Source organism: Streptomyces sp. MCA2, from assembly GCF_023544705.1.
In the GTDB taxonomy this organism is placed as follows: Bacteria; Actinomycetota; Actinomycetes; order Streptomycetales; family Streptomycetaceae; genus Streptomyces; species Streptomyces decoyicus.
Map to the genome: position 1 here is coordinate 48,567 of NZ_JAMJFM010000038.1, position 23,535 is coordinate 72,101.

A 23,535-nucleotide genomic window follows, 5' to 3' on the forward strand; every position below is an offset into this window, starting at 1 on the left:
TCACAGTCTTCTCGGGCGGGGGAAGCAGTACCTCGCCGTGCGCCAGGCGATCCGGTCCGTGCTGTGGTGCCTTCTCGTGCCCAGGCGAAAGCCCGATGCGACCTTGAGGGGCAATCACCGGAATCTCCTGTACGTGGGGATGCATGAGTTGCGCAAGCTGACTATCAACTTCGTTCATGAAGTGCTGACTTGAGAAAGAAGACTATTCACTGACGCACGGTGGCGCACATTCCTTCGCTGATAAAGCTCGTGCGATTGCTTCTTAGGGGGGCGGGTGGGGGGTGTGCGCACTCCCCTCCGGGGCCCGGCCGACCGCGCCGTAGGGTGATTTGACCGCTTTGGGCGTCTTCGTGTCGAGGGGGCGCAGCCGGCGCCGCGGGCGCGGTAACGGGTTCGGCGCGGGGGATGGTGGCCGGGCGCCCCCCGGGGTGGTGTCCCTCGGCCGGCGTACCCGGTGGTCCGTCGAAAGTCGCAGCGGGCGGGTCGCGCCTCGGGACGATCGGGCGGCGGAGTCCGGCCTTTCCGGCGATCCGCCGGGCGGTGCCGCGTTCCTACGGTGCTGGGGACGGAGAAGTCCAGCGCAGTGGTGCGGGAACGGAGTGTGTTCATGAGCGTCGGGATGTTGGAGGCCAGGGGGCTGACCAAACGCTTTGGCGGGAAGCCGGCGGTGGACGAGCTGTCCTTCACCGTGCATGCCGGCCGGGTGACCGGTTTCCTGGGCCCGAACGGGGCGGGCAAGTCCACGACCATGCGGATGTTCCTGGGCCTGGACCGCCCCGGAGCAGGCAGTGCGCTGGTCAACGGCAAGCCCTTCCACCAGCTGCGCCACCCCATGAACGAGGTCGGCGCCGTGCTCGATGCCAAGGCCGTCCATCCCGGCCGCACGGCGTACGGGCATCTGCTGGGCCTTGCGTACAGCAACGGGATCGGCCGCAGGCGGGTGGCGGAGGTCCTGGAGATCGCCGGCCTCGCGAAGGCGGCGCACAAGCGGGTGGGCGGTTTCTCGCTGGGGATGGGACAGCGGCTCGGGATCGCCGCCGCTCTTCTCGGCGATCCGCAGGTGCTGCTCTTCGACGAGCCGGTCAACGGCCTCGATCCCGAGGGCGTGCGCTGGATCCGCAATCTCATGCGGGGGCTCGCCGCGGAGGGCCGCACGGTGTTCGTGTCCAGTCACCTGATGAGCGAGATGGAGGTGACGGCCGACCATCTCGTCGTGATCGGCCGGGGCAGGCTGATTGCCGACACCGCGGTGCGGGATTTCCTCGCGGGCGGTGCACGGGAGATGGTCAAGGTCCGCTCCCCGCAGGCCATTCAGCTGGCCGGAAGACTTCGGGAGGCGGGCGGGGAGGTCACCGCGGACGACGAAGGCGCGCTCCTGGTCACCGGCCTGGATCCGGTGCAGGTATCGGCGGCCGCCGCGGCGTGCGGGGCCGCGCTGCACGAGCTGTCGCGGCAGCGCGTTTCGCTGGAGACGGCGTTCATGCGGCTCACCGAGGACAGCGTGGAGTACCGCGCCGACTCGTTGCCACCGGCCTGAGATTCGCGCCGCAGCCATATCCCGACCCAGGAGGTAGCCCCATGTCCCTGACCATCCCCGCGACCGAGCACCGGTCCGCCCCTTATCCCGGCCCCGTCTTCCCTCAGCTGCTCCGGTCCGAGTGGGCCAAGCTCCGCACCGTCCGTGCCACCGTGTGCTGCCTGCTCGCCACCGCGGCGGTGGCCGTCGGTATCAGCGTCATCATGGCCACGGTCATCGACAAGGAAGGCCCCCAGCCCATCGCCCAGATGGTGATCAACAGTCATATCGGCTTCGGGGTGGGCCAGCTCGCCGTCGTGGTCCTCGCGGTGACGACCATCGGCAGCGAGTACAGCACCGGCACGATCCGCACCTCGCTGACGGCCGTACCGCGGCGCGGGCCGTGGCTGATGGCCAAGGCCCTGGTCACGGCCGCGCTGGTGCTGGTCACCGGAGTGCTGCTGAGCATCGTCTGCTTCGCCGTCGAGTACTCTTCCGCACCCGCTGTCGCCGGCTCGGTCACCGATCCGTCAGTCGTCCGGGCGGTGCTCGGCGGCGGGCTCTACCTGAGTGCGTTGGCCGTGCTCGGGTTGGCGGTCGGCGCCATGCTCCGGAGCACGGTCGGCGGCATCGTCGTGATGTTCACGCTCCTCTTCGTGGTGCCGACGCTCGCGGCCGCCCCGGTGCTCAGCGGCCTCGGGCACTTCCTGCCCGGCAGCCTCGTGCCCGGCAGCGCCGGCTGGGCGATCATGCAGCCCGGTCCGATGCTGGGCGGCCTCGGCCCATGGGCCGGTTTCGGGGTGCTGTGCGCTTGGGCGGCAGCCGCGATGGCGGGCGCCCTGTATCTGCTGGACAAGCGCGACGCCTGACGCCACTCCGCGAGGCGTCGGGCATCGCGGGCAACGCCCCACGCTACGCCGCGAGGAGGCCGGCATCGTGGGCAAGGATCGCGGCCTGGACGCGATTGGTGCACTCGAGCTTGGCGAGAAGCCGGCTCATATGGGTCTTCACGGTGGACTCGCTCATGTGCAGGCGGGCACCGATCTCGGCGTTGGACATGCCCTCGCCGACCAGGCGCAGCACCTCGCCCTCGCGTTCGGTCAGGACGGACGTGCGGCGCCGTGCGTCGTTGGCCCTCGATGTGCCGCGGGCGGAGAAGTTGGAGATCAGCCGGCGGGTCACCGAAGGGGCCAGCATGGCATCCCCGTCGTGGACGGTCCGGACCGCGCGGGCGAGGTCGCGGGGCGGGGTGTTCTTGAGCAGGAACCCCATCGCGCCGGCCTCCAGGGCCGCATGCACATACTCGTCGAGATCGAAGGTGGTGAGGACCACCACCTTGGGCGGGGCGGGCAACCGGTTGATCTCCACGGTCGCGGCCAGCCCGTCCATGACCGGCATACGGATGTCCATCAACACCACATCGGGCCGGTGCAGGCGGGCCAGGTGCACGGCCTCCACCCCGTTGCCGGCCTCGGCCACCATGCTGATGCCGGGGTCGGCCTCCAGGATCATGCTCAAGCCGGACCGGACCAGGTCCTCGTCGTCGGCAAGCAGGACGCGAATGCTCATGGTGCTTCTTCCCTCGTGGGTATCACGGCCGAGACCCGGAACCCGCCGTCCGGTCTCGGGCCGGCCTCGAAGGTCCCGCCCAGGACGGTGACGCGCTCACGGAGGCCGACCAGGCCGTGGCCACCACTGGGCAGACGCGCGGTCGACGGGGCGCTGGGCACCTCATTGTCCACGGTGAGGTGCAGCTCGTCGGGCACGTACCGCAGCCGGACGAGGGTGGCGGCGGTTCCGGCATGTTTGTGTGCGTTGGTCAGCGCTTCCTGGACCAGCCGGTACGCGGTGCGCTCGGCCGTCGCGTCCAGCGGCCGGGAGGGGCCGGACGTGGTCAGTTCGATCCGCATACCCGCGGCGCGCGACTGGTCGACCAGCCTGGACAGGTCGTTCAGGGTCGGCTGCGGGGCGCGGGGCGCCGCCTTCTCGCTCTCGTCGACGCGGAGTACGCCCAGTACCTGACGCAGCTCGTCCAGCGCCTGCCGGCCGATCTCGCCGATGAGCCGGGCCTGGGTGGTGTGATCGCGGTCCGCCGGGGTGACTTCCAGGGCTCCGGAGTGAATGACCATGAGGCTCACCCGGTGGGCGACCACATCGTGCATCTCCCGCGCGATCCGGGCCCGTTCTTCCATGCGGGTCTGCGAGGCCAGCAGGCGCTGCTCGCGTTCCAGCCGTTCGGCCCGCTCGCGCAGGTTCTCCACCACCGTGCGCCGCGCCCTCCCGTACAGGCCGGCCAGGACCGGCACCACCAGCAGAAGGCCCAGGAGCGGTATGCCGGACACCAGGTCCTCGACGGTGAGCGCGCGCTGGTAGGTGAGGAGCAGGTAGGTGCCGGTGGCGACGGTCGCCACCGTGGACACCGCAGCCAGGGTGCGTCGGCTGCGACCGTATTTCGCCAGGGAGTACAGGCAGACGGTGAGCGCCGGGAAGCAGACCTCGGCAGGAAGGGCCAGGATCACGGCCACGCACAGACACGTCGGCCAACGCCGCCGCACCACCACTGCCAGCCCGGTCAGGACCGCCAGCGTGAAGTAGGCCGGCGCGGGAAGCCCGAGCGGGTACTGCCCCTGGACGTCCACGAGGACAGTGGGGAACAGCGCGCAGCCCAGCGCGACCAGGACGTCGAAGACCATGCCCCGGCGGTTCTCCCACCACAGCGGCCGTGCGGGGAGGGGCGTGCGGCGCCACCGGCGCCCGTCGGCGGGCGGGGAGTGGTGTGCGCTCGCGGGCGGGGACGGCGGGGCCGGAGGGGGTCCTGGAACCTGCCGCTCGGCCCGTATGGCGTCGCGAAGTCGCATGGCGGCTCCATCCTCCAGCGGTGTGAGGGGTCTTCACCGGCGGTGGGGGGCCGTGCCCTGCCCGTTTCTGCCTGGTCGCCCGTGCTGATGTTTCTTAATTCAACCAATTGTTCGGTCAGTTGGACCAGCATGCAGCAATCCGGCCATCGAGGCATCGGTCGATCGGCGTACCGGACGGTAGGGCTGCGGTGCGGTACGGAGCCGGTACGGGGAGTGGCGCCTTCGCGCCTCGCCGCCCCGGCGTGAGGTGAAGGCAACCCTGCTGTCGACTGCGGTCGCGCCGCCGAGCCGCCCTTCGCTCCCTTCGCGCACCGTGTCTGGTCCACCCCTTTCGGTCACGACATCATCACAGGTTCTTCACTTCATCTATTTCGATGTTCAATCACTCGCTACTCTCCCGGTTCCAGACACCTTGGGGGGATCGTGATGAATCAGATGAATCAGCAGTATCCGGACCAGCCTGGACAGCAGCCGCCGATGCCGGCCGGCGTGTATGCGCCGCCACCGCCGAAGAAGAAGAGCGCCGCCGCGAAGGTCGGCATCGGATGCGGCGGAGCCTTCGGTGTGCTCGTCCTGATCGGGATCATCGCCGCCGCCGTGGGTGGCGGCGACGCCGAACCCCAGGCCGGCAAGCCCGGCAAGGCCGCCACCGCACCGGCGAAGGGGAAGGCGCACGGCGACGCCGAGCCGGCCGAGGCCGAGCCGAAAGAGAAGCCCAAGGCGGCCCACACGTCACCGGTCGACCAGTTCAAGGCCTTCGTCGCGAAAAACGGAAGCGCCAACGAGAAGGCCGCCATCGGGCACGTCACCAAAGTCCAAGGCGCCGAAGAGCAGAACGACATCCTCGACTCGGTCGACATCTACACCGACTTCACCGGCGGGATGGTGGGCCCCCACCAGAGCGAGGGCAAGCTGATCGCCTCCGTCTTCGCCGACTGGAAGCAATCCAAGAACGGCCTGGTCACCATCTACGACGCCAAGGGCGAGATCCTCTCCAACGGCAACTTCTGAGGGCCTGAAGCGGCAGGGAGCCCCGTCGCGTCCGACGAGCGGCGGGGCCTCGTCGTCCGGCAGGAGATCGGCTTCGCGCTTACCTCTCTTCACGCTCACACCACTTGTCTCTCCGGTCTCAGCCGGGCGGCGGTTCGCGACCGTGGGCAGGGCCATGCACGCAGGGGAGTGTGCAGTCGCAAGGCAGGGGGCCGTATGACGGGAAACCAGGGGTCGACGTCGCCGGAGGACAAGAAGAACGCCAGGCTCGGCTGCGCGGTCATTGCGGTCTTCGTGCTGCTCGTCGGCGGGTGCGTCAACCTGATGAACGGCGACGACGAAACGAAGTCGTCCGCCAGCACGTCCGTCTCCGATGTGTCTGACGGCGAGTCCGACGCGTCCGACAGCGAGTCCGATGCATCCGAGAGCGAATCCGATGCGTCCGACGGTGAGTCCGATGCGTCCGGCAGCGAGGGCGACGCCATCACGGTGCCGGACTACACCGGCCAGAACCTGCAAGAAGCGCAGGACGCGGCACAGCGTGCGGGCATCTACCTGCTCAAGAGCCGGGATCTGTCCATGCGGGAACGCATGCAGGTATGGGACCGCAGTTGGCAGGTCTGCGAACAGGAGCCGGCCGCCGGGTCCGTCATGCAAGAGACCAAAACCCTGACGTTCGCCGTCGTGAAGACCGATGAGAGCTGCGACGATCCTGATGGGGCAGAGGCCACGGGCGATGACGACGGGGCCGAGCCCACGGACGAACCGACCGGGACCGGCAGTTCCGCCACCTCCGGCGGTTCGGGCGTGGGCGAGGGCGACTCCTCCGGCGGTTCCGCTGCGGACGGGAGCGGCTCCTCCGGGAGTTCCAGCTCCTCCGGGGGTTCCAGTTCCTCCGGGAGTTCCGGTTCCTCCGGGAGTGCCAGCTCCTCCGGCGGGACAGGCTCCGAGGGCAGCGGCGGTTCCGCGAGCGGTGGCGAAGAGCAGCCGCAGGCCCCGGCAGGTGCCTCCGCGCGCTGCAACGACGGCACGTACAGCTACAGCGCGCACCGGCGGGGCACATGCAGCCATCACCACGGGGTCGCCGTCTGGCTGAGGAGCCTTCCGGCCTGACCAACCGCCCGGCACGGGACCGGCGGGAAGTGACCCGGCACGGGACCGACAGGAAATAAGGGGTGCCGCGGCACGCGAGGGCACATAGCCGTACAACCTTCAACGGCGTTGGGCGGTCATCACCACACCATCACAGATGTCAGGGGGATTGTTCATGTCGCACCCGCAGCAGCCCGCCCCGTCCGGTCAGCCGCCCCACCCGTTCGCGCCGCCGCAGGCCGCCGAGCCGCCGAAGAAGAATCACGCCGCACTCAAGATCGCGGTGGGTGTGGTGTGCGCGGGCATCGTCTTCGGGCTCGGGGCCGCGGTCGGAAGCGGCGACGACGACGGCAAGAAGACCGCGGCGAAGCCCGGCCCCACTGTCACGGTCACCGTCACCGCCAAGACGGCCAAGGCCAGGGCGGAGAACGCGAAGAGCGGCGCGAAGCCCGTGGAGCGGGCGGAGGCGCCCACGGCTCCGGACGCCACGGTCGGCCAGGGCAGCTACCTCGTGGGGGAGGACATCGTCGCCGGCACCTACCGGACCGGCGGCCCCGCCGCGTCCGATGTCCCGCTGTGCTACTGGGCGCGCGCCAAGGACTCCAGCGGGGAAGTGGACAGCATCATCGCCAACGGCACCCCCCAGGGCCCGGCCCGCGTCACCGTCAACAAGGGGGAGACGTTCGAGACCAATGGCTGCAAGGAGTGGACGAAGGTCCGCTGACCGGCCGCCACGGCCCAGGGCGCGGCCTCCTACGGCCGCGCCCTCAGCCGCCCGTGCCGCTCGGTTCGGCTTGCCGCGTCGGCCGCGCCCCCAGCCGCCGTGCCGCGCCCGGTTCGGCCTGCCCCGTCGGCCGCACGGCCGCACCCTCAGCCCCCGTGCCGCTCCGTTCGGTCTGCCCGTCGGCGGCGCGCCCGGCGGTCAGGTCACCGAGAAACCACCGTCGACGAACACCGTCTGCCCCGTCACATACGCCGCCCCCGGCCCGGCCAGAAACACCGCCGCGCCCGCGAAATCGTCCAGCTCGCCGTTGCGCCCGGTCATCGTCCGGCGCGCCATCGCCTCGGTGCGCCCGGGGTCGGCGAAGACCGCCTCGTTCAGCGGGGTGCGGACGAAGCCGGGGGCGATCGCGTTGACGCTCACCCCGTACCGGGACCAGGCCTCCGCCTGGGAACGGGTGAGCGCGGTGAGCCCGGCCTTGGACACGCCGTACGCGCCGCTGTTGCCGAACGCCCGGACCGACTGCTGCGAGGCGATGTGGATGATCCGCCCCCAGCCGCGGTCGGCCATACCGGGCCCGAAGCGCTGACCGAGCAGAAACGGCGCATCGAGGTTGACGGCCATCGTGCGGTCCCAGTCGGGCGTGGTCAGCTCGTCCATCGGCGGACGGGGGTTGACCCCGGCGGCATGGACGAGGATGTCGGGTTCGCCGTGCCGCTGTGCCATTTCCTCCGCGCCGCGGTGCAGGGCGTCCCGGTCGCCGAGGTCGGCGTCGATCCAGTGAGCGGTCGCACCCGCGGCCCGCAACTCCGCCGCCGCGGACCGCAGTTGGCCCACGTTCCGGGCCAGTAACACGACCTCGGCTCCGGCGCGCCCCAGTGCCCCGGCGACGGCCCGGCCGATACCGGAGCTGCCGCCGGTGACCAGGGCGGTACGCCCGGCGAGGGAGAAGAGTGCGTCGAGGTATGGGGTGGCGGTCACGGTGGGCGGTCCTCCTGGTGTCGGCCGGTGCGCGGCGGCCGGGCCCGTGGGGAGCGGGTGGGGCTGCGGGCGGGCCCGGGGCGTCCGCTGGGACGATCATGCTCCGTGCCGGCGCCCGGCAATCCTGTCGGGCGCCCGCCGGCGGATACCGCGGGTCATGACGTCCGACGGCCACCGGCGGCTGCGAAGCGGACGGCCGTCACCTGCCGCGAGGCCGGCGGATGTCATGCGTCACGAAGCCGCCGGGGGCGAGATCGCGCCGCGGACCGGCTGATACCGGTCGACGGTGCACTGCGGCCCGGCCTGCCACCTGCCCGAAGCGCTCGGAGCAGGCAGGGAGCAGGCCGGAAGCGGATCGGAAGCGGACCGGGGGCGGACCTGGCCCGGAGGGGCCGACCCGCTGGACGGGCAGCCGGATTTCACCGGTGGAAACCGTTCGGAACCGCTTCCTCCGCTTTTGTCGGGGGCGGGGTCCTGTCGAGAGGGAGCCGGTCACGAGATATCTTGATGTCGAGCAATGTTGCAGACGTGGAGCGGAGCACCCGGTGACTGACTCGACCATCATCTACACCCACACTGACGAGGCCCCGGCCCTGGCGACGTATTCGTTCTTGCCTGTGATCCAGGCATACGCGTCGACGGCCGGCGTCAGCGTGGAGACCCGTGACATCTCCCTGGCCGGGCGCATCATCGCGAGCTTCCCCGAGCGCCTGGAGGAGGGCCAGCGCATCGAGGACGCCCTCGCCGAGCTCGGCCAGCTGGCCAAGACGCCCGGCGCGAACATCATCAAGCTGCCGAACATCTCGGCCTCGATCCCGCAGCTCAAGGCCGCGGTCGCCGAGCTTCAGGAGCAGGGCTACGCACTGCCCAACTACCCGGACGACCCGAAGACCGACGAGGAGCGGGACATCCGCGCCCGTTACGACAAGGTCAAGGGCAGCGCCGTCAACCCCGTCCTGCGCGAGGGCAACTCCGACCGCCGGGCGCCGGCGTCGGTGAAGAACTACGCCAAGGCGCACCCGCACCGCATGGGCGCCTGGACGGGCGACTCGAAGACGAACGTCGCCACCATGGGCGTCGACGACTTCCGCTCCACCGAGAAGTCCGCGGTCATCGACCGGGACGGTTCGCTGCGCATCGAGCTGTCGGGCGACGACGGCTCCACCACCGTCCTGCGTGAGTCGGTACCGGTCCTCGCCGGCGAGGTCGTCGACGCCTCCGTGATGCGGGTGGCCGCGCTGCGCGAGTTCCTCACCGCGCAGGTCGCCCGTGCCAAGGCCGAGGGCGTGCTGTTCTCCGTGCACCTGAAGGCCACGATGATGAAGGTCTCCGACCCGATCATCTTCGGCCACGTGGTCCGCGCCTTCTTCCCGAAGACGTTCGCCCAGTACGGCGAGTCCCTCGCGGCGGCCGGCCTGACCCCGAACGACGGCCTCGGGGGCATCTACAAGGGCCTCGAGTCGCTGGCCGACGGCGCCGAGATCAAGGCGTCCTTCGACGCCGAGCTCGCCGAGGGCCCGGAGCTCGCCATGGTCGACTCCGACCGCGGCATCTCCAACCTGCACGTGCCGAGCGATGTCATCGTCGACGCCTCCATGCCGGCCATGATCCGCACCTCCGGCCACATGTGGGGCCCGGACGGCGGGGAGGCCGACACCCTCGCGGTCCTGCCCGACAGCAGCTACGCGGGCATCTACCAGGCGGTCATCGAGGACTGCCGCGCGAACGGCGCCTACGACCCGTCGACGATGGGTTCGGTGCCGAACGTCGGCCTGATGGCGCAGAAGGCCGAGGAGTACGGCAGCCACGACAAGACCTTCGAGATCCCGGTCACGGGCACCGTGCGGGTCCTCGACGAGAGCGGCAACGCCGTGCTGGAGCAGGTCGTCGGCGCCGGTGACATCTTCCGTATGTGCCAGACCAAGGACCTGCCGATCCGCGACTGGGTCAAGCTGGCCGTCACCCGCGCCCGCGCGACCGGCGACCCGGCGGTGTTCTGGCTGGACGAGGGCCGTGCGCACGACGCGCAGCTGATCGAGAAGGTCAAGGCCTACCTCCCCGAGCACGACACCGAGGGCCTCCAGATCGAGATCATGTCGCCGGTCGACGCGATCAAGTTCTCCCTCGACCGCATCCGCCGTGGCGAGGACACCATCTCCGTCACCGGCAACGTGCTGCGTGACTACCTGACCGACCTGTTCCCGATCCTCGAGCTGGGCACCAGCGCGAAGATGCTCTCGGTCGTCCCGCTGATGAACGGCGGCGGGCTGTTCGAGACCGGTGCCGGCGGCTCCGCGCCCAAGCACGTCCAGCAGCTGGTCAAGGAGAACTACCTGCGCTGGGACAGCCTGGGCGAGTTCCTCGCGCTCGCGGTCAGCTTCGAGCACCTGGCGCAGACGACGGGCAACGCGCGCGCCCAGGTGCTCGCCGACACCCTCGACCGCGCCACCGGCACCTTCCTGAACGAGAACAAGTCGCCCAGCCGCAAGCTGGGCGGCATCGACAACCGCGGCAGCCACTTCTACCTCGCGCTCTACTGGGCGCAGGAGCTGGCGAAGCAGACCGAGGACGCCCAGCTCGCGGAGGCGTTCGCGGCACTCGCCAAGACGCTGGCCGAGCTGGAGCAGACCATCGTCGACGAGCTGGTCGCGGTGCAGGGCTCGCCGGCCGACATCGGCGGCTACTTCCAGCCGTCCGTGGCGAAGTCCTCGGCGGTCATGCGGCCGTCGACGACCCTCAACCAGGCCCTCCAGACCCTCAGCTGAGGCGATAGCCGCGGAGTCCTTCCGCCCCGGCCGGCAGCCTGCCGGCCGGGGCGGTTCCGTTTTCGCGGGCAGCGACGGTCCGTGCCGCTGCCCGCGCCCCGCGGCGGGGCTGCTCGCGGACGACTTCGCGACGCTTTGGGCAGTGGGCAGTGGGCAGTGGGCAGCGGGTGGCGGGGCTGGGGGAGGGGCAGAGCCCGGTGAGGGGTAGCGTCGACCCGTAGGCTCACTGTTGATCACTCACGGGGGTATCGATGGAACTCGCCCAAGTCCGCCTGCTCGTCACGGACTTCCGCGGCTGCTACCGCTTCTACCGGGACGTGCTCGGGCTCCAGCCGCAGTTCGAGGCCCCGGACGGTCCGTACGCCAAGTTCAGCTGCGACAGCGGCTCGGCGGGCATCGCGCTACAGGAGCGCGACGGGATGGCCGAGGTCCTCGGCGAGCTGGGGACGGCGCCGGACGGATACCGGTCCCTGGTCGTGCTGCGGGTCGACGACCTCGACGGCTACTGCGCGCAGCTCACCGGGCGCGGCGCCGTCCTGGTGAACGGCCCGGCCCCGATGACGGACCGGATGCGGGTCGCCCACCTCAAGGACCCCGACGGAAACATCGTCGAGCTCCAGCAGTGGCTGGAACTGCGCGGCGCGGTCTGACCCGGCGCGGTCCGGCCCGCGCCCGGACCCCTCAGCCCACGAGGTCCAGTACCGGCCGCAGCCCGGCCGGGCGCCGGTCCACCGGCAGATGGTCCACGTGCAGGAAGGAGCAGCCCACCGCCGTGGCGCCGCCGTCCGCCGTGCGGTCGTCGCCCACCATCAGGACGGCGGCCGGGTCGAGCCCCAACTCCCGGCAGGCGAGGGCGAAGAGCCGCGGATCCGGCTTCTGGAGGCCGTGCTCGTAGGACAGCACACAGATGTCCACGTAGCGCTCCAGGCCGTGGGCGCGCAGCACCGGCCGCAGATCCCAGCCGATGTTGCTCAGTACGCCGATACGGATGCCGCGCCGGTGCAGCCGGGCCAGCACCTCGGCGGCGTCGGGGTAGGGCTGCCAGGCCTCCGCCGTCCTGGAGCGTTCGTAGAGCGCGTCGTACAACTCCGGCTCGGGCAGCGGTACTTGACGGCCCAGGCCGGTGTACAGCGCGCGGTGGTGGCGGGCGTCGCGGTCGCGTATCTCCCACAGACCGGCCAGGTCGGCGGGGATCTCGACGGGCGAGGAGCCGCCGGGCAGCGCGCCGGCCCGTTCCAGCGCGGCCGCCGAGCGGACGATCTCGGCCTCGTCCATGGCCGTGCCGGACGCGGTCAGCGCCGCGCGCAGCCATGACTCGGCGGACTCGATACGCAGCAACGTTCCGGAGAAGTCGAACAGCACACCCTCGACAGCCGTCATGACCGCCCTCCTGCCCGCTGCGCGGTGCCGGGATCCAGCCGGGACACGTACGCGGAGTACGCCGCCGCCGACCCGGTCACCAGGGCCCCGCCCAGCAGCCAGCCGGCGACGACATCCGAGGTCCAGTGCACGCCCAGGTACACCCGGGTGAAGCCGACACCGACGACCGAGACCGCGATCACCGTCCGGGCCGTCCACCGCCACAGCGGGCGCGCCCCGGCCAGTCGCAGCAGCCAGAGGACCAGGACACCCGTGACCAGCGCGGTCAGTGCATGCCCGGAAGGGAACGCGAAGTAGCCCGCGGAGGCCACCGGATCCGGCCAGGCGGGGCGGTCCCTGCCGACCAGGGCCTTCACCGCCTGCTGGAGCACCGTACCGACGAGCGCGGTGGCCACCACCCAGACGGCGAGCCGCCGTTCACCACGCCGTACGAGCACCACGACCGCCGCCGCGAGCAGCACGCGCATCGTCCACGGGTCCCACACCCAGTCCGAGAGCACCCGGTTCAGGCGGGTCCAGCCGGGCGCCGCGACGGCCGTCCGGTGCAGTGCCCCGGAGAGGGCGGTGTCCAGGGACATCAAGGGGCCCCACTGCACCACGACGAGGGTGAGCAGCAGGCCGAAGAGGAGAGTGCACAGCAGCGTGCAGGGGAGGGCGGGGAGAACAGGGGCGGATGCCCGGTGGCTGTCGGCGTCCACGTCGGTGGTGCGGGTGGTGGGGAGCGGCGTCGATGGCATACAACGATCCTCGCCGATACCGGGTGCCCCGGGCGAGGGCGCCGCGCCCTACCTCAGACCGCGCCCTACCTCAGTGCGCTCAGCCCAGGAATGAAGGTGACCAGCAACGGAACGGCCGGCACCAGCGCCGCCATCGCCGTCATCCGCAGCCGGCGGCCGGGGGTGAAGCGAGGGGCGGGGGCCAGCAGCCGGTCCACCCGCTGCGGCACCTGGGCGAGTTGGGCCGGGCAGGGGCCGAACACCCCGCGGTCCTCGTTGAGTTCGACCAGCGCCAGGGCGATCGTCAGCCGGCCGAAGCGGCGCGAGGCCACATCGTCGGCGGCCAGCTCGACCAGCCGGTGCACCTGATCGCGGAACGCCGCGAAGACCGGGACCTGCGGAAAGCCGACGGCCAGCGCCGAGGCGCTGTACAGCAGCAGATCGTGCCGGGCCCGCGCATGGCCCTGCTCGTGGGCGATCAGTGCATCGAGCTGACGCCCCTTCAGTCGCCGCAACGCCGAGGTGGTGATGACCAGTTGGGGCGAGGAGTGCTGGAGCCACCAGGCCTCCGGACGGTCGCCCTCCAGGACGACCAGGCGCTCCCCGAGGGGCTCCTCGCCGGGCAGCAGTGGTGCGCGGCGCAGAAGTTCGGTGCGGCGCTGCCGACGGCGGGCGCGCACCGCCCGTACCTCGCGGGTCAGCGTGAGGGCCGTCCAGGCGCCGCCGCCGGCCAGCAGCAGGGCCAGCACCCCGGCCCACGGCCCGTACCCCTGGAGCGCATACGCCTCGACGACCACCCGGGGGGCGAAGCCGAACACCGGGTTGCGGACGGCCTCCCAGGTGGCGGCCGCGCTCAGCGACATCGCGAGCACACAGCACAGCAGAACACCGGCCACCACGCACTGCCACACCCACAGGGCGAGCACCGGTTCACGGTCGGGCCAGTCGGAACGGGCCATCAGCCGTGGCGCCATTGCCGCGGCCAGCACGCCGAGAATCATCAGCGCGAGAGGGACCATCATGCCGTCAGCCTATGAGCGCACCGCTACTCGGTGGTACGGCCCGGCATCGGATGTGACGTATGCCACCCACGTCACAGTGGTGAACCGCCGTCCCCGCGTGCCGAGGGTGCGAACCCGTACACCACGGCATCGCCGCAGCTCACACCGTCAGCAGCATCGCCAGCATGCCGATGCCCATCGCCACCCGGCAGGCCCGCAGCACCCCGGACGGCCCGGCGTCCCCCGGCTGCTCCGCCCCTGCCCCCTCCGGCACGGACTCCGCCGCCCGCACGCCCGGCACCAGCCGGACCCCGGCGGCGATCACATACACCGTGAAGTAGGCGAGCAACAGGCCCGTCAGCAACGGCACTCCCCCCGGCCCGGCGTGCTCCATCGGACCCATCCCACTCACCGAACTCACCGAACTCGTGGGACTCATCGGACCCGTCGAGCCCGTCGGCCCCGCCGCGCCCACCGAACCCGTCGGGTTCATGTGCGCCGAGGGCACGGCCATCGCGAGCGCCATGTACGCCATGGCGAACGTGCCCACCGCGTGATGCAGATGCCGCCGTACCAGTGCCCAGACGCCCGCCGCCCCGAAGAGCGCGGTGAACAGCCAGGGCGACCACTCCGGCGGTGTCACGGCGGACGCGGGCAGCGCCATCGCCGCCATGCCCAGCGCCATCAGCCCCTCACCGCGGGCATCCTCCCGGTCCCCGGCCGGGCCGGTACGCGCCCGGACGAGGCAGTACACACCGGCCGTGGCACACAGCAGCACCAGCAGCCAGCCGACCAACGGTGGTTCGTGCACGCCGTACCTCCCCGAGCACCGCCTGCCGTACCGATCGGGGGCAGAATGCCCGGCCGCCGCCCGTCACACGGGAGCGCACGGACGCACGGAGGGGGAGCGCGGACGGTGCCGCCGGAACGGCGGACGCGGTGGGGGCGAGTGCCGAGGCCCGGTGGCCGACGGGGACGCCGGAGGCGCCGGACCGGCGACCCCGTAGGCCGGCCGAGGAGCGGCGGCTGTACGGGCGAAGGGCCCTCAGGGCCGGTAGCGCAGGGGATGGTCCGCCGGGACCTGCGTCAGCACGATCCGATGGCCGTCCGGGTCGGCGATCCACATCTCGATGAGCCCCCACGGCTCCTGTACGGGCGGCCGCAGCACCTCCACCCCGTGTGCCAGCAGCTCCTGGTGTGCCGCTGCCGCGTCCGCCACCTGGAGCCACAGCTGGAGGGTCTCCGTGGCCGCCGCGGTGGCCCGGCCGGAGACTTCCAGGAAGCCGCCGCCGAGGAAGTAGACCGTGCCGCGCTCGGGTCCCGTACCGAATTCCCGGTAGATCTCCAGACCCAGCGCCTCGCCGTAGAACGCCCGCGACCGCTCGGGGTCGGACGGCCGCAACAGCACCCTGCTGCTCAGTACGTGCACCATGGCAGGACCCTACGCGGCCGGCTCCGCACCGCCGGAAGGCCGGGCCGGAATGCCGTGCCGAAAGGCCCTGACACGACACACATACCGCTTGTTAGCCTCCTTTCAGCCCTTCGTCCGGCACCGAGAGGACCCCACGCACCATGCCCACCAGCGAGCTGACCTTCCGTACCGCCCACGACGCCGACGTCCCCGGGCTCGTCGAACTCATCGAGTCGGCCTACCGCGGGGACGCGAGCCGGGCCGGCTGGACGACGGAGGCGGACCTGCTGGAGGGACAGCGCACCGACCCCGAGGGCGTCGCCGCCGTGGTGCGGGGCGAGAGCGGCCGGCTGCTGGTCGCCGAGCGGGAGGGCACGCTGATCGCCTGCTGCCAGCTCGAACACCGTGGGGACCATGTGTACTTCGGCATGTTCGCGGTGCGTCCGGAGCTCCAGGGCGGCGGCCTGGGCAAGGTGATCCTCGCGGAGGCCGAGCGGACCGCCCAGGAGACCTGGGGCGCCCGCGAGATGCGGATGACCGTCATCCGGCAGCGCTCGGAGCTGATCGCCTGGTACGAGCGCCGTGGCTACCGGCGTACCGGGCAGCTCACCCCGTTCCCGTACGGCGATGAGCGGTTCGGCATTCCGCAGCGCGCCGACCTGGAATTCGAGCTGCTGGTGAAGCCGCTCGGCTAAGGGGAGGGGTACCCCTTGGACCGGCGGACGGGAGTTCGGCGGCCGGGCCCATGGACGGGCCCGGCCCTCGCTCACAGCCTTCCCGCCTGGATGATCCGCTGGAGGAACTGCCGTGTGCGGTCGTGCTGCGGATCGCCGAAGACCTGCTCGGGGGTGCCGCGCTCCAGCACCACCCCGCCGTCCAGGAAACACACCTGGTCGGCGACCTCCCGCGCGAAGCCCATCTCATGGGTGGCGATGACCATGGTCATGCCGTCCTCCTTGAGATCGCGGACCACGCCGAGCACCTCGCCGACCAGCTCCGGGTCGAGCGCCGCGGTGATCTCGTCGAGCAGCAGCAGCCGGGGCCGCCCGGCCAGCGCGCGGACGATCGCGACCCGCTGCTGCTGGCCGCCGCTGAGCCGGTCGGGGTACTCCCCGGCCCGCCCGCCGAGCCCGAGCCGCTCCAGCAGCTCGTGGGCCCGCGCCTCGGCCTCGGCACGCGGCACCCCGTGCACCCGGCGGGGCGCCAGCGTGATGTTGTCCAGCACGGTCATGTGCGGGAAGAGGTTGTAGGCCTGGAAGACCACCCCGATCCGGCGGCGCACCGCATCCACGTCGGCCCGCGGATCGGTGATCTCCGCGCCGTCCAGGAAGATCGCGCCGTCGTCGATCTCCTCCAGCAGGTTCGCGCAGCGCAGCAGCGTGGACTTGCCCGACCCGGAGGCGCCGATCAGCGTGGTCACGGTGTGCGGCGGGACCGCCAGATCCACCTCCCGCAGGACGACCGTGCCGCGTCCGTACGTCTTGCGCACGGACTCCAGCCGCAGCACCGGGCCGTCGCCGGGCGCCGCTTTCCCGATGGCGCCCGGTGCCGCCTTCCCGACGGTCTCGTCGGCCGGCCGCGCGGTGTCGTCCGTCGTGCTCATACGAGTCCTCCCTGGGCGCGCCTGCGGTCCATGCGGGCCGTGACCCAGTCCGTGCACCGCGTCATGGGGATGGTCAGCGCCACGAAGACGAGCCCGGCCACGACATACGGCGTGAAGTTGAAGTCCTTGCCGGCGATGATCTGCGCCGCGTAGACCGCGTCCACCGCGCCCGCGATGGACACCAGCCCGGTGTCCTTCTGGAGCGAGACCAGATCGTTCAGCAGCGGCGGCACCACCCGCCGTACCGCCTGCGGCAGCACCACGAAGCGCAGCGTCTGTCCGCCGGAGAGCCCCAGCGACCGGGCCGCGGCCCGCTGTGAGGGGTGCACCGATTCGATGCCCGCCCGGAAGACCTCGGCGACATAGGCCGAGTACGTCAGCACCAGCGCGGAGCCGCCGAGCAGCACGGGATCGGTGGTCACGCCCTGGAGTCGCAGCGCGGGCACCCCGAAGACCACCATCAGCAGACAGATGATCAGCGGCAGTCCGCGGAAGAAGTCGGTGTACGCGGTGGCCAGGGCGCGCAGCGGGAAGAACACCGGGCCGCGCAGGGTCCGGGCCACCGCCAGCAGCAGCCCCAGCACCAGCACCGCCGCCCCGCACACCACCAGCAGCCGCAGATTCAGCAGCAGCCCCTCCAGCACCTTCGGCATCGCCTTACGGGCGTATTCGGCGCTGAAGAACGTCTCCTGGGTACGCGGCCAGCCGGGGGAGCCGGTGATGACGAGGTAGAGGACGACGGCGGTGACCAGGGTGCTCAGCGCGGCGACGGCGGTGGCGCGCCGGGCCCTGGCCCGCTTGAAGCGCTCCCGCTCGATCCGCCGGGGCGAGGGCACATAGCCGCCGTCGGCCCCGTCCTGTGCCACCGGGGCCTTCAACACACCTTCTCCGTACGTCACTTGAGCACCGGAACGGCCACGGCGTCGGTCAGCCACTTCTTCTCCAGCGCGGCGAGGGTGCCGTTCTTGCGCAGCGCGTCCACCGCGGCCGTCACACACCCGGTGATCCGGCTCTCCTTGTCCAGCACCAGACCGAACTGCTCCTCGGCGGCGCCGGTGGCCGCGAACTGCCCGACCACCTCGGCGTCCTTCACCTCCGCCGAGGTGATGTAGAAGGCCGTCGGCAGATCGGTGAGGATCGCGTCGACCTGGCCGTTCTTCAGCGCGGACTTGGCGAGGTCGTTCTTCTGGAAGACGGCGGGAGACTGCGACGGCCGGACGGTGTCGTTGACGACGTCCAGGCTGGTGCTGCCGACCTGCGCGCCGAGCTTGAGATGCCGGAGGGCGGCGAGGCTCTTGGCATGCGCGGCCCGGGAGCCCTTGAGCGCGATGACCGCCTGGCGTACGTCGTAGTAGCCGGAGGAGAAGGCGACGGCCCGTTTGCGTTCCGGGCTGATCGAGATCTGGTTGATGTCGAAGTCGAACTTCTTCTCGCCGGGTGCGAAGGCGTTGTTGAACGGCACGGTCTGCCAGCGCACCGCGCCCTTGGCGTAGCCGAGTTGGCGGGCGACCGCGTAGGCGACGGCCGATTCGAAGCCCTTGCCACTGGCCGGGTCGTCGTCTTGGAACCAGGGTGCGTAGGCGGGCTTGTCGGTGCCGACCGTGAGCTTGCCGTCGGCCACGGTGGCCAGCTTGCCGCGGTCACAGCTCTGTTTGCCCGGCCCGGCGGCCCGTGGGCCACCGGGGGACTCGTCCTGCGGGGCACAGCCGACGGCCGCGGTGAGCAGCGCGACGGTGGCGCAAGCGGCAAGGCGGAGAGGGCGGTTGGCGAGGCGCATGGCGGGAGATTGGCAGTGCGCGAGGCCATCTGTCGAGATCAACGGGGAAAACGTCCGGATGGTGGAAGCGGATTGCGCCGCTGTGAACTGCACGTTTCCTGGTTGCGGGGTGGGGCCGGGGGCTCGGCACGCCCCACCCGCTCATCCCGTCGGGCGCCGCCGCACGCCGTGAAAGCGCCGCTTCACGCCGTGAAGCGGACCGCCCGCCGGATCTCCGGCTGGTCGGTCACCACACCGTCCAGGCCGAGCCCGCGGGCGAGGCGGAGCTGATCGTGGGTGTTGACCGTCCAGCCCACGACCTTCAGATGCGCGGCATGCGCGCGCTCGACCAGTTCCAGGGTGAGCCGGCGGATGTTCAGCGAGAGCATCGTCGCGCCGACGGCCTGTGCCCGGTCGACGACATCGGCGCCGTAGCGGCTGCCGACCAGCGCGGTGCGCACGCCGGGCAGCAGGGTCCGGATCGCGGCCAGCGCCTCGTCGTGGAAGGAGATCACATCGACCCGGCCGACCAGATCGCGCGACCGCATCACCTCCGCCAGCGCCTGCGCGGCCGCCACGTCCTTGATCTCGGCCTGGAGCGGTGCCTTGACCGCGTCCACGACCTCCTCGAAGACGGGGATCCGCTCGCCCTGGCCGGCATCGAGTTCGCGGAGCTCGGCGAGGGTGCGCTCCACGATCGGCCCGGCACCGTCGGTGGTCCGGTCCACGTCCGCGTCGTGCATCACCACGAGCGCGCCGTCCTTGCTCAGATGCAGATCCAGTTCGATGACATCGAGGCCCTCGTGCTCGGCGCGCACGAAGGACCGCAGGGTGTTCTCCGGCTCCACGCCCATGATCCCGCGGTGTCCGATGGTGAGAAAGGACAAGGCTGCCTCGCTTCTGTCGGCTCGGTGCTGGTGTCGGCTCGTATCGGTGTCGACCGTCGGCTGGCGGCAACGGCGCTACGAAATGGCGCACAGCCTAACGGGACCGACCGGCGGAAAACGGGCTGCCGGACGGGACCGCGGTGTGTCCAGTACGGGTACCCGCCATATCCGGCTTCAGACCGCCTCACCCTCGCGTGGGCGAGTCCTCGCGGCGCTGACGGTGTACCGGTGCCGACGCCGGGGCGCTGCCGGACCGGGGCCGGTCGGGGCGTCGGCCCCTCACCGGCCCTATGGCATATGCCACACGCTCAGGAGGTTTTCTTGCCTGCGCGGTGCCGGAGGAACCGCCGAAACCCTTGGCAATACTGGCAGGAAGTCTCGCCCAGGCCGTTGCCCGCAGGAAAAACCGGCGTAAGCGTGGGGTGCCGACAGAATAATTTTCACCTGGCGCACTTGAGCGGGCGATCCTCGGCTGGTTACCGTGTTCTGACAACACGATCTACCGCCGGAGGGCAGTCATGACGGAAATTCTTTCGCCTGTGGGTGTCCGGGGGGCCACCGCGACCGCAGAGAGTGTGGTCCAGCACCCGGCGTGGTCCGTACTCAAGGGCGCGGTCGAGACCCTCCGCCCCTGGCAGTCCAAGGACGGCTCCATAGACCTGGAGGCGGCGGGCGCGCCCACCGCCGACGCCGTCCGTGCGGAGGTCGACCGGATGACCTCGGCCGTCGAGGAGCTCGCCCCGCTGCTGCCGCACAACGCCGCCTACCACCAGACGCTCGTCGCCGACCTGCGCCGCTGGGCCGACAGCGGCTTCGGCGTGCCGGACTTCCTGGACTCGCTGCTCGCCTTCCAGCCCGCCCAGCAGCGTGCCGACGGCCTCCAGCACCTCGTGCTGTTCCCCATGTACACCCAGAACGGCAACCCGGACCGCAACTTCGAGGCCGTCGTCCTGCGGATGGTCTGGCCGGACTGGCTCGCCGAGCTGGAGCGCACCCGCTACGACAACGCCCTCTTCTGCGGCATCGCCTTCGAGGACTTCACGGCCGGCTACGACACCCACTCCGCCGTGCTCTTCCCGGAGACCATCGCCGTGCGCGAGGCCCCCGAGCGGTTCAGCTGGGGCGGCATCTTCTGCGACCGCGAGGCCGCCCGCTTCCGCCGGGTCAGCGAGGCCGCCATCGAGACCCTCGGTGTCGAACTCCCCGAGGACATCCGCGAGATGCTCGACGACCAGGAGCGCTGCCAGGAGGCGTTCGTGCTGTGGGACATGGTGCACGACCGCACCCACAGCCACGGTGACCTGCCGTTCGACCCGTTCATGATCAAGCAGCGCCAGCCGTTCTGGATGTACGGCCTGGAGGAGCTGCGCTGCGACCTCACCGCCTTCAAGGAGGCCGTGAAGCTGGAGGCCGAGGGGTACTCCCAGGCCCGCGACGTGCAGTTCGCAGTGATCTTCGACCGGATGTTCCGGTTCCCCGTCACCGGCGGCCGGGTCCGCAACTACGACGGCCTCGGCGGGCAGCTGCTCTTCGCGTACCTGCACAAGCACGACGTCGTACGCTGGACGGACAACACACTGCACATCGACTGGGAGCGGGCGCCCAAGGTCACCAACCAGCTGTGCGGCGAGATCGAAAAGCTCTACCGCGACGGCATCGACCGGCCCAAGCTGGTCCACTGGTTCGCCGCGTACGACCTCGTATCGACCTACCTCGCACCGCACCCGGGCTCGGTCTGGGCCAAGGGCCCCGATGCTCTCGACCTCGACCAGCCGCCGCGCAAACTCGTGGACGACGTGCTCCCCGACGAGTTCCCGCTGAGCATGTTCTACGAGGCGCTCGCCAAGAAGCTGCGTGCTGTGATCGCCTCTACCCAGGGCATCACGGCCCACAGCGACGCATTGGCGGCGGCATGAGGACCGACCGGAACACCCGGCCGACGGCCGTCCAGGAGCAGGACGAGGAGGCGACGAAGATGGTTACTTCGACGGGCGGCCAGGGGCCGCTGGAGGGCGCGGTCATCGCGGTGGCGGGAGCGGCCGGACCGGCAGGCCGCGCGACCCTGCTGCGACTGGCCGAAGCGGGCGCGGTGGTGGTCGGCTCGGACTCCAACCCCGAGCGGCTGGCGGAGGCCGTGGACGCGGCGCGCTATGCACATGGCGGCGCCACGGTGATAGGGGACACCGTCGACCTCCTCGACCTCGACCAGACCCGTGAATGGGCTGCTCGTACGGAGAAGGAATTCGGCCGGATCGACGGCCTGGTGCACCTCGTCGGCGGCTGGCGCGGCTCCTCGACCTTCGCGGAGACCGACCTGGCGGACTGGGACATGCTGCACAAGCTGCTGGTCCGCACCGTCCAGCACACCTCGCTCGCCTTCCACGAAGCGCTCGAACGCAGTGGCAACGGCCGCTTCCTGCTCACCAGCGCGGCCGGCGCCGGCAAGCCCACCGGGGGCAACGCGGCCTACGCCGCCTCCAAGGCCGCCGCCGAGGCCTGGACGCTCGCCATGGCGGACGGCTTCCGCAAGTCGGGGGGTGAGCAGGGTCCGCGCGCCGCGGCTGCCATCCTGATCGTGAAGGCGCTCGTCAACGACCAGATGCGCGCCGAGCGACCGAACGCCAAGTTCGCGGGCTTCACGGATGTCACGGAGCTGGCCGAGGCCATCGCCGGGGTCTGGAGCCGGCCCGCCCAGGAAGTGAATGGACAGCGTCTGTGGCTGACCCCCGAGCCGTGACCGGAGCGAAGACCGACGCCCGGCAGCACCACGACCCCGAGATACGCGGCTTCGCCAGCGACAACTACGCGGGCGCCCATCCGGAGGTACTCGCCGCGATCGCCCTCGCCAACGGCGGCCATCAGGTCGCCTACGGCGAGGACGACTACACCGAGCACCTCCAGCGCGTCTTCCGCAGCCACTTCGGGCAGCGCGCCGAGGCGTTCCCGGTGTTCAACGGCACCGGCGCCAATGTCGTCGCCCTCCAGGCCGTGACGGACCGCTGGGGCGCGGTGATCGCCGCCGAGTCCGCGCACATCCATGTCGACGAGTGCGGTGCGCCCGAGCGGGTCGGCGGGCTCAAGCTGCTGACCGTGCCCACCGAGGACGGCAAGCTCACCCCTGAGCTGATCGACCACCAGGCGTACGGCTGGGACGACGAGCACCGTGCCATGCCACAGGTCGTCTCGATCACCCAGAGCACGGAACTCGGCACGGTCTACACGCCCGACGAGATCCGGGCGATCTGCGAACACGCTCATGAGCGCAACATGGTGGTGCATCTCGACGGCTCGCGGATAGCCAACGCCGCGGCGACGCTCGATGTCCCGATGCGGGCCTTCACCAACGCCGTGGGCGTCGACATCCTCTCCTACGGCGGCACGAAGAACGGTGCGGTCTTCGGCGAGGCCGTGGTCGTGCTCAACCCCGACCGGGTGCGCGCGATGAAGCATCTGCGCAAGATGTCCATGCAGCTGGCCTCCAAGATGCGCTTCGTCTCCGTCCAGTTGGAGGCGCTGCTCGCCAAGGACCTGTGGCTGCGCAACGCCCGGCACGCCAACACCATGGCGCAACGGCTGGCGGCCGGGGTGCGGGAGATCGACGGGGTGGAGATCCTCTACCCCGTGCAGGCCAACGGCGTGTTCGCCCGTCTTCCGCACGACGTCGGTGAGCGGCTCCAGAAGCGCTACCGCTTCTACTTCTGGGACGAGCCGGCCGGTGTGGTGCGCTGGATGTGTGCGTTCGACACCGCCGAGGAGGACGTCGACGGCTTCCTCGCCGCACTCCGCGAGGAGATCAGCCGCTAGGGGGCTTCTCCCCGGCACAGCGAGTCCATCTGCATAGCTATGCGCTCGGTCGAA

At 70.9% G+C, this 23,535-nt stretch carries 23 protein-coding genes; 11 read left to right on the forward strand and 12 right to left on the reverse strand.

Annotation, left to right across the window (positions count from 1 at the left end):
• Positions 1 to 619 precede the first annotated feature (619 nt).
• Together M8I34_RS27545 and M8I34_RS27550 are read left to right on the forward strand one after the other, a co-directional pair.
• Positions 620 to 1,537 carry an ABC transporter ATP-binding protein gene (locus M8I34_RS27545; RefSeq protein WP_250053791.1) on the forward strand — a complete coding sequence of 306 codons (918 nt, stop codon included), beginning with the start codon at positions 620 to 622 and terminating at the stop codon, positions 1,535 to 1,537.
• 41 nt (positions 1,538 to 1,578) lie between these two features.
• The gene (locus tag M8I34_RS27550) at positions 1,579 to 2,385 is read left to right on the forward strand and encodes an ABC transporter permease (RefSeq protein ID WP_250053698.1); all 807 of its coding nucleotides are present in this window, start codon (positions 1,579 to 1,581) and stop codon (positions 2,383 to 2,385) included.
• 43 nt (positions 2,386 to 2,428) lie between these two features.
• Here the strand turns inward: M8I34_RS27550 and M8I34_RS27555 are convergent, their stop codons facing one another.
• Positions 2,429 to 3,085 carry a response regulator transcription factor gene (locus M8I34_RS27555; protein WP_250053700.1) on the reverse strand — a complete coding sequence of 219 codons (657 nt, stop codon included), beginning with the start codon at positions 3,083 to 3,085 and terminating at the stop codon, positions 2,429 to 2,431.
• A complete protein-coding gene (locus M8I34_RS27560) occupies positions 3,082 to 4,374 on the reverse strand; it encodes a sensor histidine kinase (RefSeq protein WP_250053702.1) in 1,293 nt (430 codons plus the stop codon). Before M8I34_RS27560 ends, M8I34_RS27555 begins: the two co-directional genes overlap by 4 nt.
• 426 nt (positions 4,375 to 4,800) lie before the next feature.
• On the opposite strand from M8I34_RS27560, the gene M8I34_RS27565 reads away from it, so the two are divergent.
• The 3 genes from M8I34_RS27565 to M8I34_RS27575 all read left to right on the forward strand — a co-directional run bounded on the left by M8I34_RS27565 (position 4,801) and on the right by M8I34_RS27575 (position 7,180).
• Complete coding sequence (locus M8I34_RS27565) at positions 4,801 to 5,385, forward strand: hypothetical protein (RefSeq protein ID WP_250053705.1); 585 nt, start codon at positions 4,801 to 4,803, stop codon at positions 5,383 to 5,385.
• A 195-nt stretch (positions 5,386 to 5,580) separates the two neighbouring features.
• Positions 5,581 to 6,477 (forward strand): DUF3761 domain-containing protein, encoded by an 897-nt coding sequence (locus M8I34_RS27570; RefSeq protein WP_250053715.1) that lies wholly within the window; start codon positions 5,581 to 5,583, stop codon positions 6,475 to 6,477.
• A 154-nt stretch (positions 6,478 to 6,631) separates the two neighbouring features.
• Entirely contained in the window at positions 6,632 to 7,180 is a 549-nt protein-coding gene (locus M8I34_RS27575; RefSeq protein WP_250053717.1) for a hypothetical protein, read from the forward strand.
• 198 nt (positions 7,181 to 7,378) lie between these two features.
• On the opposite strand, the gene M8I34_RS27580 is transcribed toward M8I34_RS27575, so the two are convergent.
• Entirely contained in the window at positions 7,379 to 8,158 is a 780-nt protein-coding gene (locus M8I34_RS27580) for an SDR family oxidoreductase (protein WP_250053719.1), read from the reverse strand.
• A 545-nt stretch (positions 8,159 to 8,703) separates the two neighbouring features.
• Between M8I34_RS27580 and M8I34_RS27585 the strand changes: the two genes are divergently transcribed.
• Together M8I34_RS27585 and M8I34_RS27590 are read left to right on the forward strand one after the other, a co-directional pair.
• On the forward strand, positions 8,704 to 10,923 hold the full coding sequence (locus tag M8I34_RS27585; RefSeq protein WP_250053729.1) for an NADP-dependent isocitrate dehydrogenase: 2,220 nt from the start codon (positions 8,704 to 8,706) through the stop codon (positions 10,921 to 10,923).
• Between the two features lie 251 nt (positions 10,924 to 11,174).
• The gene (locus M8I34_RS27590) at positions 11,175 to 11,573 is read left to right on the forward strand and encodes a VOC family protein (protein ID WP_250053731.1); all 399 of its coding nucleotides are present in this window, start codon (positions 11,175 to 11,177) and stop codon (positions 11,571 to 11,573) included.
• A gap of 31 nt (positions 11,574 to 11,604) precedes the next feature.
• Here M8I34_RS27590 and M8I34_RS27595 read toward each other — a convergent pair whose 3' ends face one another.
• From M8I34_RS27595 to M8I34_RS27615, 5 genes are all read right to left on the reverse strand, one after another.
• Positions 11,605 to 12,303 (reverse strand): HAD family hydrolase, encoded by a 699-nt coding sequence (locus M8I34_RS27595; RefSeq protein WP_250053733.1) that lies wholly within the window; start codon positions 12,301 to 12,303, stop codon positions 11,605 to 11,607.
• Positions 12,300 to 13,040, reverse strand: a complete 741-nt coding sequence (locus M8I34_RS27600; RefSeq protein ID WP_250053735.1) for a phosphatase PAP2 family protein — start codon at positions 13,038 to 13,040, stop codon at positions 12,300 to 12,302. The genes M8I34_RS27595 and M8I34_RS27600 overlap by 4 nt, the downstream gene beginning before the upstream one ends.
• A gap of 65 nt (positions 13,041 to 13,105) precedes the next feature.
• Positions 13,106 to 14,041 carry a M56 family metallopeptidase gene (locus tag M8I34_RS27605; protein ID WP_250053737.1) on the reverse strand — a complete coding sequence of 312 codons (936 nt, stop codon included), beginning with the start codon at positions 14,039 to 14,041 and terminating at the stop codon, positions 13,106 to 13,108.
• Positions 14,042 to 14,180: 139 nt separating this feature from the next.
• Positions 14,181 to 14,831, reverse strand: a complete 651-nt coding sequence (locus M8I34_RS27610; protein ID WP_250053740.1) for a DUF5134 domain-containing protein — start codon at positions 14,829 to 14,831, stop codon at positions 14,181 to 14,183.
• Between the two features lie 234 nt (positions 14,832 to 15,065).
• Positions 15,066 to 15,452 (reverse strand): VOC family protein, encoded by a 387-nt coding sequence (locus M8I34_RS27615; protein ID WP_030987456.1) that lies wholly within the window; start codon positions 15,450 to 15,452, stop codon positions 15,066 to 15,068.
• 140 nt (positions 15,453 to 15,592) lie between these two features.
• Here M8I34_RS27615 and M8I34_RS27620 point away from each other — a divergent pair, with 140 nt between their 5' ends.
• Positions 15,593 to 16,126 (forward strand): GNAT family N-acetyltransferase, encoded by a 534-nt coding sequence (locus M8I34_RS27620; protein WP_250053742.1) that lies wholly within the window; start codon positions 15,593 to 15,595, stop codon positions 16,124 to 16,126.
• A gap of 71 nt (positions 16,127 to 16,197) precedes the next feature.
• On the opposite strand, the gene M8I34_RS27625 is transcribed toward M8I34_RS27620, so the two are convergent.
• The 4 genes from M8I34_RS27625 to M8I34_RS27640 all read right to left on the reverse strand — a co-directional run bounded on the left by M8I34_RS27625 (position 16,198) and on the right by M8I34_RS27640 (position 19,677).
• Positions 16,198 to 17,034, reverse strand: coding sequence for an amino acid ABC transporter ATP-binding protein (locus M8I34_RS27625; protein ID WP_250053744.1), 837 nt, complete (start codon positions 17,032 to 17,034; stop codon positions 16,198 to 16,200).
• Complete coding sequence (locus tag M8I34_RS27630; protein WP_250053746.1) at positions 17,031 to 17,915, reverse strand: amino acid ABC transporter permease; 885 nt, start codon at positions 17,913 to 17,915, stop codon at positions 17,031 to 17,033. The genes M8I34_RS27625 and M8I34_RS27630 overlap by 4 nt, the downstream gene beginning before the upstream one ends.
• A gap of 14 nt (positions 17,916 to 17,929) precedes the next feature.
• Positions 17,930 to 18,811: an ABC transporter substrate-binding protein gene (locus M8I34_RS27635; protein WP_250053748.1), complete on the reverse strand. Its 882-nt coding sequence runs from the start codon at positions 18,809 to 18,811 to the stop codon at positions 17,930 to 17,932.
• Between the two features lie 182 nt (positions 18,812 to 18,993).
• Positions 18,994 to 19,677, reverse strand: coding sequence for a glycerophosphodiester phosphodiesterase family protein (locus M8I34_RS27640; RefSeq protein WP_030080687.1), 684 nt, complete (start codon positions 19,675 to 19,677; stop codon positions 18,994 to 18,996).
• A 518-nt stretch (positions 19,678 to 20,195) separates the two neighbouring features.
• Between M8I34_RS27640 and M8I34_RS27645 the strand changes: the two genes are divergently transcribed.
• The 3 genes from M8I34_RS27645 to M8I34_RS27655 are packed head-to-tail and all read left to right on the forward strand — an operon-like array spanning position 20,196 to position 23,481.
• On the forward strand, positions 20,196 to 21,593 hold the full coding sequence (locus M8I34_RS27645; protein ID WP_250053750.1) for a DUF6421 family protein: 1,398 nt from the start codon (positions 20,196 to 20,198) through the stop codon (positions 21,591 to 21,593).
• A complete protein-coding gene (locus M8I34_RS27650; protein ID WP_374210997.1) occupies positions 21,590 to 22,414 on the forward strand; it encodes an SDR family NAD(P)-dependent oxidoreductase in 825 nt (274 codons plus the stop codon). Before M8I34_RS27645 ends, M8I34_RS27650 begins: the two co-directional genes overlap by 4 nt.
• Complete coding sequence (locus tag M8I34_RS27655; protein ID WP_374210998.1) at positions 22,411 to 23,481, forward strand: low specificity L-threonine aldolase; 1,071 nt, start codon at positions 22,411 to 22,413, stop codon at positions 23,479 to 23,481. Before M8I34_RS27650 ends, M8I34_RS27655 begins: the two co-directional genes overlap by 4 nt.
• Positions 23,482 to 23,535: the final 54 nt, after the last annotated feature.

What these genes read in the sequence shown, in the direction of transcription:
- M8I34_RS27545 (WP_250053791.1), top strand. Translation starts at nt 620, where the DNA reads ATGTTGGAGGCCAGGGGGCTGACCAAACGCTTTGGCGGGAAGCCGGCG.
- M8I34_RS27550 (WP_250053698.1), top strand. Translation starts at nt 1,579, where the DNA reads ATGTCCCTGACCATCCCCGCGACCGAGCACCGGTCCGCCCCTTATCCC.
- M8I34_RS27555 (WP_250053700.1), bottom strand. Translation starts at nt 3,085, where the DNA reads ATGAGCATTCGCGTCCTGCTTGCCGACGACGAGGACCTGGTCCGGTCC.
- M8I34_RS27560 (WP_250053702.1), bottom strand. Translation starts at nt 4,374, where the DNA reads ATGCGACTTCGCGACGCCATACGGGCCGAGCGGCAGGTTCCAGGACCC.
- M8I34_RS27565 (WP_250053705.1), top strand. Translation starts at nt 4,801, where the DNA reads ATGAATCAGATGAATCAGCAGTATCCGGACCAGCCTGGACAGCAGCCG.
- M8I34_RS27570 (WP_250053715.1), top strand. Translation starts at nt 5,581, where the DNA reads ATGACGGGAAACCAGGGGTCGACGTCGCCGGAGGACAAGAAGAACGCC.
- M8I34_RS27575 (WP_250053717.1), top strand. Translation starts at nt 6,632, where the DNA reads ATGTCGCACCCGCAGCAGCCCGCCCCGTCCGGTCAGCCGCCCCACCCG.
- M8I34_RS27590 (WP_250053731.1), top strand. Translation starts at nt 11,175, where the DNA reads ATGGAACTCGCCCAAGTCCGCCTGCTCGTCACGGACTTCCGCGGCTGC.
- M8I34_RS27595 (WP_250053733.1), bottom strand. Translation starts at nt 12,303, where the DNA reads ATGACGGCTGTCGAGGGTGTGCTGTTCGACTTCTCCGGAACGTTGCTG.
- M8I34_RS27600 (WP_250053735.1), bottom strand. Translation starts at nt 13,040, where the DNA reads ATGCCATCGACGCCGCTCCCCACCACCCGCACCACCGACGTGGACGCC.
- M8I34_RS27605 (WP_250053737.1), bottom strand. Translation starts at nt 14,041, where the DNA reads ATGATGGTCCCTCTCGCGCTGATGATTCTCGGCGTGCTGGCCGCGGCA.
- M8I34_RS27615 (WP_030987456.1), bottom strand. Translation starts at nt 15,452, where the DNA reads ATGGTGCACGTACTGAGCAGCAGGGTGCTGTTGCGGCCGTCCGACCCC.
- M8I34_RS27620 (WP_250053742.1), top strand. Translation starts at nt 15,593, where the DNA reads ATGCCCACCAGCGAGCTGACCTTCCGTACCGCCCACGACGCCGACGTC.
- M8I34_RS27625 (WP_250053744.1), bottom strand. Translation starts at nt 17,034, where the DNA reads ATGAGCACGACGGACGACACCGCGCGGCCGGCCGACGAGACCGTCGGG.
- M8I34_RS27635 (WP_250053748.1), bottom strand. Translation starts at nt 18,811, where the DNA reads ATGCGCCTCGCCAACCGCCCTCTCCGCCTTGCCGCTTGCGCCACCGTC.
- M8I34_RS27645 (WP_250053750.1), top strand. Translation starts at nt 20,196, where the DNA reads ATGACGGAAATTCTTTCGCCTGTGGGTGTCCGGGGGGCCACCGCGACC.
- M8I34_RS27650 (WP_374210997.1), top strand. Translation starts at nt 21,590, where the DNA reads ATGAGGACCGACCGGAACACCCGGCCGACGGCCGTCCAGGAGCAGGAC.